Raw genomic sequence first — 10,163 nt, 5'->3', positions numbered from 1 at the left:
TAGGCGGCGGCCTCGGCGATGTCCGTGGGGTCGCCGATGTGCCCCATGGGCACCCGGGAGGCGAGCTTGTCCCGGGCGGCGTCGTTCATCGAGGACAGCATCGGGGTGCTGATGAGGCCGGGCGCGATGGCGTTCGACGTGATGCCGTGCGGGGCGCCTTCGAGGGCGATGGTGCGGGCCATGCCCACCACACCGGCCTTCGCGGCGGCGTAGTTGACCTGGCCGAAGTTGCCGCGCCAGGACATCGAGGAGAAGGACAGGATCCGGCCGTAGTTCTGCCGCTTCATCTGCGGGAACACCGCCCGGCAGCAGTGGAACATGCCGCGCAGGCTGACGTCGACGACGGCGTCCCACTCGTCGTCGGTCATCCGCTCCAGCCGGTTGTCCCGGATCACGCCGGCGTTGTTCACCAGTACGTCGGCCCGGCCGAAGGCGTCCACGGTGCCGGCCACCCATTCGTCGACCTGCTGGGGGTCGGCCACGTTCACGACCGATGTGCTCGCGTCGCCGCCGCACTCCTCGGCCGTCTCCTTCACCGAGGTCTCGTTGAGGTCGCACAACGCCAGCCGCGCGCCCTCCGCGGCGAACCGCAGGGCCATGGCGCGGCCCAGCCCCTGTCCGGCTCCGGTGATCAGGACTACTCGGTCCGTATAACGCTGCACGGTGCTACCTCACGGCTCGCTGGTCGAAGAAACGGGTGAGCTTGGCGGCGATGTCCTGCTCGTGCCAGTGCTCGGCGAACACGTCGAGCTCCTGCAGCAGGTCCTCCGCCACGCTCGGATCGGCGAGCAGCTGCTTGAGCCACGCATGGCCGGGCGGCAGTCCCGTGAAGGACCGCGCCACAGCTGTGACGGTCGCCTCGAACTCCTCGGCCTCGGCGACGGCCTGGACGAAGCCGCTGGGCACGAAGTGTTCGGCCGGCAGCAGTTCACCGGTGAGCATCAGGCGCCGGGCCAGCGAATCGCCCACCTTGCGGGGCAGCCGTACGCTCGATCCGGCGCCGGGCAGCAGGCCGTTGCGGATGTGCCCGTCGCCGATGACCGTGCCGGCCCGGGCCACGACCGCGTCACAGGCGAGCGCCAGCTCCAGCCCGCCGGCGACCACATGGCCGTGCACGGCGGCGATGACGGGCTTGGGCGCCAGTTCCAGCCGGGTGAAGCACTCCGAGACCTGGCCGAGGAACCCCAGTGGGTCCCCGCCCGTGCGGGCCAGCTCCAGCAGGTGGCGCAGATCGGCACCGGCGCAGAAGCTCGGCCCGTTCCCGGAGATCACCACCGCCTCGGTGTCCGGGTCTTGCATCGCGGCCGAGACGGCGTCGTCCAGGGCCTGGATCAGCTCCGGATTGATCGAGTTCCGGCTCTCGGGCCGGTTGAGCCGGAGCCTGCGCACGGCTCCGGTCTGCTCGGTGAGCACTGCGGTGGTCACGGGCGGGCCTTCGGGTCGGTCCGGCGCCGCTGGCGCAGGACGAAGCGCTGGATCTTTCCGCTGGGCGTCTTCGGGAGCAGGTCGACGAAGTGCACCGTGCGGGGGTAGGCGTGGGCGGCGAAGCGCTTCTTCACGAGCTGCTGGAGCTCGGTGGCCAGCGCGTCGGAGGCCTCCACTCCGTCCTGGAGGACGACGAAGGCTTCCAGGACCTCGCCGCGGACCTCGTCGGGTGCGGCGACGACCGCGCACTCGACCACGGCGGGGTGGGTGACGAGGACGGACTCGACGTCGAACGGGCCGATGCGGTAGCCGGCCATGATGATCACGTCGTCGTCCCGTGACGAGAAGTGGAAGTAGCCCTCCTCGTCCACCTGACCGACATCGCCGGTGTAGTACCAGCGGCCGTCGGGGCTGAACTTCTCGGCGCTCTTCACCGGGTCGCCCTCGTACCCGTGGAACCAGGCCAGGGGACTGGCGGTGAGGTCTGCGGCGATGCGGCCGACGGTGCCTGCGGGGGCGATCTCGTCGCGGTCCTCGTGCAGGACGTGCAGGCTCCACCCGGGCATCGGATGCCCCATGGACCCGGACCGCACCTCCCGGCGCAGTGCCGGGAGCTGGTGGTTGTTGATCAGCATGCCCGCCTCGGTCTGCCCGTAGTGGTCGTGCACCTGGATGCCGAACGCCTGCTCGGCCCAGGCGTTGACCTCCGGGGTCAGCGGCTCGCCCGCACTGGACGCGTGCCGCAGCGCGAGAGCGTCGGGCACCGGGACGCCGGAGGCGCGCAGCGACCGGTAGACGGTGGGCGCGGCGGCGAAGTTGGTGACCCCGAACTCCTCCATCACCCGCCAGGTGAGCTCGGCGGAGAACCCGGAGTGCAGCATGACGCTGGGGACCCCCAGGCTCAGCGAGGCGATCACGCCGAAGTAGAGCCCGTAGGCCCAGCCGGGATCGGCCGCGTTCCAGAAGACGTCGTCCTCTCTCACGCCGCAGCCGAACTCGGCGTAGAGGCGGAAGCCGGCGATCGCCGCGGCGGGGACGACGACGCCCTTGGGGCGGCCCGTGGTTCCGGACGTGAAGATGTGCACGAGCGGCGCGTCCCCGCCCAGCACCGCGGCGGGCTGTCCGGGCTCGTGAGCGGCCAGCAGTTCGGCGAAGCGGAGATCGCCGGCGTTGCCCGCGCCCTGGCTGACGACGACCTGCCACGTCGTGTCCGCCGGGATGTCCTCACCCGGTTCGAGCTTCGAGCGCTGTGTGTCGTCGCAGATGACGACCTTGGCCTCACTGGCCAGCAGCCGCAGCGCGATCGCCGGGGGCGCGAAGGCGGTGAACAGCGGCACCGTCACGGCGCCGAGCCGCCAGGTCGCGAGCAGCGCGACGAGGTAGTCGGCGCTCTTGCCCATCAGCGTCGCCACGCGGTCGCCGGGCCCGACGCCGAGGTCGGCGAGAGCGGCGGCGAACCGCTCGGACTCCGCCTTCAGCCGCCCGTACGTGAGCACGGTGGCCGACAGGTCCGGCTCGATGACGGTGTAGGCGACGGCGTCGGACGGGTGCCCGTCGCACAGCAGGTGGGCGACGCTCGCGTGCGGGTCGCTGTAGAGGGTGATCAGCTCTTGGACCCGGTCGAGCGGGTCGGCGGCAGAGCGGGGATCGGAGAGGGCCATCGATTGCCTCATAACGGAACGACGAAGGCGACCTTCGATGCGGGTGTGATGTGTGGGTACGATTGCGCGTACGTTAGTACCCGATTAAGTATTCATCAAGAGTATGAAAGGTGGATATCGTGGTGAACAGGAAAACGGCGTGATCGTCGGCGCGGTCCGTGGCTCCCCGCCGGTCAGCGAGGCGTCTTGGAGACCGCTCCGAGGACGAGGTCGCTCAGCTCGATGAACGCGTCCCCGGAGGAAAGCCCCGTCGAATCGAGCAGCTCACGGCTGTGGATGCCGTCGATCAGCAGCCCGACGGCCTGGCTGACGAACTCGGCGTGCACCGAGCGGAAGTCGCCCGACTGCACGCCCGCGTGGATCATCCCGCGGACCCTGCTCGTCGCCGCGAGCGAGTTGAGTGTGTAGATCTCCCGGGTCGTGTCGTTGTCGAGCATGTCGGCGTAGCAGGCCGCCGACATGCGGCGCATCTGGTTGCCCACCGCCGCCAGGTAGGTGGCGATCTGCCGGGCCGGGTCCGCGACCGCCGCGACCTCCTCCTCCACCTGCTCGGCGGCGTCGTGGAAGAAACGCTTGAGAGCGGTCGCCACGAGATGGTGGCGGTTGGAGGAGAGCGCGTACAGCGTGGACTTCGAGCACTGCAGACGGGTGGCCAGCGTGTCGACGGTCAGCCCGGCGAACCCTTCCGTCAGGACGATCACCTGCAGCTTCGCGAGCAACTCGTCCCGCCGGTCGTCGTCGAGGCGCTTGCGGCCGGCGCCGGCCGCGCGCCGGCCGGGACGCACGGGTGCGCCGTTCCCCACCGGGGACGAGTTCTTCGGGTACGAAATCATGCCTCATCGTACTGCGACTGCCCCGGGCGGCCAGGTTCGCGGGACGATTCAGAGGCGTTCGAAGGCTTGCGCCCGCCGAGCCGCAGCCACCGCTGCCGCAGCGCGTGGGCGGCGGCCTTGGGGTGGCGTTCGCGGGTGAAGACGCCCTTCTTGTTGCCGCCGACCCGGTGGATGCCGTGCGAGGTCTGGAAGTCGGCGAAGTTCCACACGTGTTCGCCGATGAAGGCGTCGACGCGGTCGAAGGCGCGGTGGTTCGCCTCCAGGTAGGCGAGCTGGTACTCCTCCGTCCAGGGGGTGTCCCACACGGAGTGCAGCCCCGGCAGGGTGTCCGCCCCGTACTCGCTCATCATGATCGGCTTGCCGAACTTCTCGGCCCAGCCGCGCAGATCTCCCTCCAGGTACATCTCCGCGGTGGCCAGGTCGCCGGTGGCGACGTACCAGCCGTAGTAGCGGTTGATGCACAGCACGTCGAAGAGGTCGGCGATGAGGTCGTTCTCGTGCGTCGCGAACATCACCGCCGCATAGCTCACCGGTCGCGTGGGGTCGAGCTTGCGCGTCAGCTCGACGAGCGGCTCGAAGTACTCGCGGGCACCTTCCTCGTTGGAGGACGGCTCGTTGGCGATGCACCACATCACGACGCTGGGGTGGTTCTTGTCGCGGGCGATCAGCTCCCGGATCGCCTGGGCGTGCGCGTCGCGGGTGTCCCCGTTGAACGTGTCGTCGGAGAACGTGGGCCGGGGCGGGGTGCCCATAAGCCCTGCCTCCACGGCCAGGTTGAGGCCGACGGCGGCGGTCTCGTCGATGACGACGATGCCGTGCCGGTCGGCGAACTCCATGACCTCCTCGGCGTACGGATAGTGCGAGGTACGGAAGGAGTTGGCGCCGATCCACTCCATCAGCTGGAAGTCGTGCACGAGGTAGGCGTCGTCGTGCCCCTTGCCGCGCACGGGCGTGTCCTCGTGCTTGCCGAAGCCGGTGAAGTAGAACGGCTCCCCGTTGATGAGGAACTGGGTTCCGCGTACCTCGACCGTGCGGACCCCGAACGGCTCGGTGAAGGTGTCCACGACCTCGCCGTCGCCGTCCAGTACCTCTACGACCAGGTCGTAGAGGTACGCCGCGCCCGGCCGCCACAGCGTCACGTCGTCGATCCGCAGGGTGCCGTTCGTCCCCTCCCCGGCTGCGACCTCGATACCGCCGGCGTCGAGCGCGCGCACCCGGACCGCGGCGGGCGCGTTCGTCTCGACCGAGTAGTCGACCGTCCCGGTGGTCCCGTCGAGGCCGGTCACGACGGTGATGTCGTCGACGTGGACCACCGGCTTGCTGTACAGCCACACCGAACGGGCGAGCCCTGCGTAGTTGTAGAAGTCGTGCAGGTACGTCTGCTTGCGCCGGCCGTCGTGGGCGACGGTGATCCTGCCCGGCGGCATCGTGACACTCGTCAGCTCGTTGTTGACGCCGATGGTGAGCCGGAACTCCCCGCCGGGGCGCACGTGTTCGGTGATGTCCGCCTCGAAGGGCGTGTAGCCGCCGACGTGCTGGGCGACCAGCACGTCGTCGACGTACACCTTCCCCTCGTGCGTGGCGGCGTCGACCCGCAGCACGACCCGCTCACCCGCCCAGCCGCGCGGCACCCGCACCGAACGCTGGTACCAGACCCAGCCGACGTGGTCGCGGATCGCGCTGTCGGTGAACAGGTCGTTGTAGCTGGCCGGTACGGGTGCCTCCAGCCGTGTGTCGAGCGGGCCGGACCACGGCTCGGATCCGGCGGTCTCCGCGACACCTCGGTCGACGGCGAACCGCCAGATCCCGTCGAGGTTCACCAGCTCGCGGGTGGCGGTGGAGCGGGGCTTGAGCATCGAGGGTTCTCCTACGCGGTGTTGTGGTGGGGGCCCGGCGGACGTGCGTGTCAGCGCGCCGTCAGTCGGTCTGGGCGAGCGTCAGACGCCACTCCCACGCGTACTCGCTGCCGGCGAGCCGGTGGCGCGGGTGGGTGTCCGGTCCGAGGACCGCCGTGCCGAGGCCGCGGTGGGCGATGTCGAGGTGCACCACGGTCTTGCCGCTCGGCTGCAGCTCCCACCAGTGCTCGGCCGCCTCGATCTCGCTCACCTCGTACCGGCCCACGTTCATGTGGAGCGCGGTCGGGTGGGTGGTGCGGACCGTGCCGGCGGGGCCGGTCAGGGTCAGCGCGGTGACCTCGCCCCGGGTGCCGTTCTCCTGGGGGAGGATGTAGGGCACGGCCAGGTCGTCGATGGGGCTCTCCCAGGAGCCGAGCAGGGCCGAGGCCCGCCGGTCGGGGTAGTTCTCCCACGGGCCGAGACCGACCCAGCCCGCGTCCTCGAAACCGTCGACGAGCTCGAACTCCATGCCGACGCGCAGCCCGTCGCCGGTGCCCTCCGGCAGGGACACCTGCTCGGCGAGGACCCAGTCGCCGTCGCCGAGCGCGGTGATCGTCCGCCGGTGCACGACCTCGTCGCCGAAGGCGGCCTCGTAGCGGGTGGTGACCACGGCCCCGTCGCCGGTCTCCTTGACCTCGACGTCGGCGGGCGTGAGCTTGAAGAAGCCGGAGCGGACGAACCGGTTGTCCAGGGAGAACGACTTGTCGTGGCAGGTCAGCGCCCGCCACAGGCTGAGCTGCGGCGAGCGGCGCAGCAGCGGGTGGCTCAGGTTGCCCTCGGCGTCGACGGGCAGCGCGGCCCGCTGTGCCGGAGCGGCCGGAAGCTCTACGGGTGCCTGCGGGAAGACGACCTGCTCGGCCGCGACCTCGGTGCCCGCCGGCGCCCACAGGGCGTCCTCACGGGTACGGACGGTCAGGGTGAGCGCGAGCGGCCCGCTCTTGACCAGTTCCCGTACCGAGGCGGGGATCTCGATCGTGCCCTCGGCGCCCGCGGCCACCTCCGGGGTCGCGACGGCGACGGCGCCGGCCGGACCGGCCGGGGTCTCGACACGCAGCTCCAGCGTGTAGGCGCCGAGGTCCGCGAACGACTGGCGGTTGCGGATCCTGAGCGTTCCGGCCCGCGCTTCGTCGGCGTCGGAGACGACGCGGACCGGGCTGAAGAGGCCGCGCGCCTCGTACATGGCCGGCTTCGGGGTGAGGTCGGGGAACACCACGCCGTAGGCGAGCATCGGCCCGTTGTGGGTCTCGTCGCCGAAGTCGCCGCCGTAGCGGTACTTCCCGTCGCCGTCCGGGTCGAGGGAGTGGTCCGTGAAGTGCCAGATGAAGCCGCCCTGGAGTCCGGGCAGCGACTCGAAGAGCTCCCAGTAGTCGGAGAGCCCGCCGGTGCCGTTGCCCATGGAGAACGCGTACTCGCAGGTGATCAGCGGGCGGTCGGCGCGCGGGTCGGCGGAGTAGCCGGTGAGGCTGGCGAGTGCCGGGTACATCGGGCACAGGAGGTCGGTCGCGGCGTGTCCGACGTGCCAGTCGGCGGAGATCGCGCCCTCGTAGTGCAGGGGCCGGGTGGGGTCGAAGCGCCGGATCCAGCCTGCGGCGGCGTCGTGGGCCGCGCCGTAGCCGGTCTCGTTGCCCAGCGACCAGGAGATCACCGACGGGTGGTTGCGGTCGCGCAGCACCATCCGGGAGACGCGCTCGACGATCTCGGACAGGTAGGCGGGGTCGTCGGCGATCGTCGAGGCGAAGGCGTGTCCTTCGACGTCCGCCTCGTCGACCACGTAGAACCCGATCTCGTCGCACAGGTCCAGGAACTGCGGGTCGTTGGGGTAGTGGGCGGTGCGGATCGCGTTCACGTTGAACCGCTTGAGCAGGGACAGCTCCGCCAGCTGGCGTTCGCGGGACATGACACGCCCGGTGCGCGGGTCGACGTCGTGGCGCGCGACGCCCTGGATGAGGATCCGCTCGCCGTTGACGAGGAGGTCGCGGCCCTCGACACACACCCGGCGGAAGCCGATCCGGATCCGGGCCTCGTCGGCGACCTTCCCGTCCGGTGACACGAGCTGGACCAGGAGGTCCTCAAGGTGCGGGGTCTCCGCCGACCAGGGCGTGACGGGGAGGTCGGAGAGGGAGAAGGCCGCGCAGCCGGCGGGCGCCGCCGGGGCAGGGAGCTGCGTCATGGTCGCCGGGATCGCGCGGAACTCCGGCGGGACGGGCGCGCCCGCCGCGTTGATGCTGAGCAGGTCCATGAAGTCGGGGGGCAGCAGCGGCTCGGGGCGCACCGACCGGTCCAGGGACGGCTTGGGGAGGGTGCGGGTGACGAGGCGGGCGGAGACGGGCAGCCTGATCGACCGGTCGAGCACGTCGATCCGCACCGACCAGCCACCGGTGTCGTAGAGATGGTCCAGACCCGACGTGGACACGTCCACCTTGAGGTCGCCTCGGCCGGTCTCCGGGTCGTAGTCGGCGACGGCGGAGACGTCGGCCAGCGCGATGTCCGGCACCGTGTAGAGGTAGACCGAGCGGGTCAGGCCCGACTGCCACCACTGGTCCTGGTCCTCCAGGTAGGTGGCGGCGGACCACTTGGCGACCCGGAGGTCGATCCGGTTCGTGCCGGGCACGACGGCGTCGGTGATGTCGAACTCGGCCGCCAGGTGCGAGTCCGAACTGTTGCCCACCGGACGGTCGTTGACGACCACGCGCAACAGGCCTTCGGCGGCTCCGACGTGCAGGACCGTCCGGCGTCCGGGAACGGGCGCCAGCTGGATGACCCGGCGGTAGACGCCCGTCGGATTGTCCGCGGGAACCTGCGGGGGCACCTCGTCGAACGGCATCGGCACGTTCGTGTAGTGCGGCACGTCACCGTCCGCGAGGTCCGGCTGCATCGTCCACAGGCTCGGGACCTGGATCTTCTTCCAGGTCAGGCCGAGCGGCGCGGTGGGCGTCGGCAGCAGTTGGAAGTCCCACGTGCCGTCCAGCTCGATGTCGGGGGTGCGGCGCAGGGCGCGCATCGGCAGCCGGCCCACGGAGTGCAGCCCGGAGGCGTCCCAAGGACCCATCGTGTTCTCCGTCGTCGTCATGCCGATCCCTCCAGTCCCTTGCCGCCGCTGCGGGCGACCTCTCCCAGCCAGCCGAGGCTCGGCTTCGGGTGCCGCTCGAACGTCTCGCGGTCGACCGCGATCAGTCCGAACGTGGGCTCCCAGTGGCCCCATTCGTAGTTGTCCAGGGCGGTCCAGTGCAGGTAGCCCCGTACGTCGATGCCGTCGTCGACCGCCGCGAACAGATGGCCCAGAGCCTCCGAGGTGTACGCGATGCGCCGGGTGTCGTCATCGGTGGCGATGCCGTTCTCGGTGACCAGGACGGGCACTCCGCCCGTCGTCTCCCAGGCGTGCCGGACGGCGATGCCGATCGCGTCGGGCCGGTACGCGTTCCCGGTCAGCGTGGTGTCGGGACCCTGGGGGTGGGGGACGATGCCGTTCGCGTCGACGGCCTGGCTGGAGTAGGACTGCACGCCGATGAAGTCGTCGCCGCGGGCCGCTTCGAGGTACAGGTCCTCACGGACGTACCGGATCTCGCGCAGCTTCTCCTCGTTGCCCGGGGTCGGGGTCAGGGCCTGGCTGGCCACCGTCCAGCCGGACTTGGCGTCCGTGCGTTCCTTGAGGATCTCGCGGGCGGCCTGGTGCGCCTCGGCCAGCCGACGGCCGATCTTCGGGTCGGGGGAGGGGAGCACCGGGCGCGCGGCCCCCTCGACCGTGGGACTCAGCCACTTCGCCGCGTCCTCCTCGGACCGCGCCTCCATCGCCTGGCTCATCGTCGCCATCAGGGCCAGCATGTTCGGCTCGTTGATGGTGCAGACCCACTCGACGCCGTCGAGGATCCGGGTGGCCGTCTCCACGTAGGACCGGAAGCGGTCGATGGCGCGGTCGCCCATCCAGCCGCCGTCCTCGGCGAACCAGCGGGGGTGGGTGAAGTGGTGCAGGGTGACGACCGGGGTGAGGCCGAGGTCCACGGCGGTGTCGATCATCCGCCGGTAGTGGGCCAGTTCGGCGCGGGACACATGCCCCTCGTACGGCTCGATGCGCGCCCACTCGATCCCGAAGCGGTAGGAGTTCAGACCCGCGTCGGCCAGCAGCCGCATGTCCTCGGCGTACCGGTGGTAGCTGTCGACCGCGTCACCGCTGCGCGCCATGCCGGGCATGTGCGGCTCGTTCGCCCACCAGTCGCTGTTGACGTTGTTGCCTTCGATCTGGTGCGGGGCGGTCGAGGCCCCCCAGAGGAAGCCGGGAATCAGTTCAGTCACCGTCGAGATCCTTGCTGGAGACCGGAGAAGAGGCCGCGGCTCGGTCGATGGGGACCGGC

Annotated in this window: 7 protein-coding genes; all 7 read right to left on the bottom strand. The window is 70.6% G+C overall.

The window, feature by feature from the left end; genetic code table 11:
• On the bottom strand, positions 1-662 hold a 662-nt coding region (locus BMZ82_RS30900; RefSeq protein WP_093780707.1), incomplete at its 3' end, for an SDR family oxidoreductase.
• A 4-nt stretch (positions 663-666) separates the two neighbouring features.
• A complete protein-coding gene (locus BMZ82_RS30895; RefSeq protein WP_093780699.1) occupies positions 667-1,425 on the bottom strand; it encodes an enoyl-CoA hydratase/isomerase family protein in 759 nt (252 codons plus the stop codon).
• Entirely contained in the window at positions 1,422-3,086 is a 1,665-nt protein-coding gene (locus BMZ82_RS30890) for an AMP-binding protein (protein WP_093780698.1), read from the bottom strand. The genes BMZ82_RS30895 and BMZ82_RS30890 overlap by 4 nt, the downstream gene beginning before the upstream one ends.
• Before the next feature lie 173 nt (positions 3,087-3,259).
• Positions 3,260-3,919, bottom strand: coding sequence for a TetR/AcrR family transcriptional regulator (locus BMZ82_RS30885; RefSeq protein ID WP_093780697.1), 660 nt, complete (start codon positions 3,917-3,919; stop codon positions 3,260-3,262).
• On the bottom strand, positions 3,916-5,775 hold the full coding sequence (gene uidA / locus BMZ82_RS30880; RefSeq protein ID WP_093780696.1) for a beta-glucuronidase: 1,860 nt from the start codon (positions 5,773-5,775) through the stop codon (positions 3,916-3,918). Before uidA ends, BMZ82_RS30885 begins: the two co-directional genes overlap by 4 nt.
• A 61-nt stretch (positions 5,776-5,836) precedes the next feature.
• On the bottom strand, positions 5,837-8,884 hold the full coding sequence (locus tag BMZ82_RS30875; protein ID WP_093780695.1) for a glycoside hydrolase family 2 TIM barrel-domain containing protein: 3,048 nt from the start codon (positions 8,882-8,884) through the stop codon (positions 5,837-5,839).
• Entirely contained in the window at positions 8,881-10,104 is a 1,224-nt protein-coding gene (locus BMZ82_RS30870; RefSeq protein WP_093780694.1) for a glycoside hydrolase family 1 protein, read from the bottom strand. The genes BMZ82_RS30875 and BMZ82_RS30870 overlap by 4 nt, the downstream gene beginning before the upstream one ends.
• Positions 10,105-10,163: the final 59 nt, after the last annotated feature.

The organism is Streptomyces sp. yr375 (assembly GCF_900110755.1).
Lineage (GTDB): Bacteria > Actinomycetota > Actinomycetes > Streptomycetales > Streptomycetaceae > Streptomyces.
This window is presented reverse-complemented; position numbering and strand designations above follow the sequence as displayed.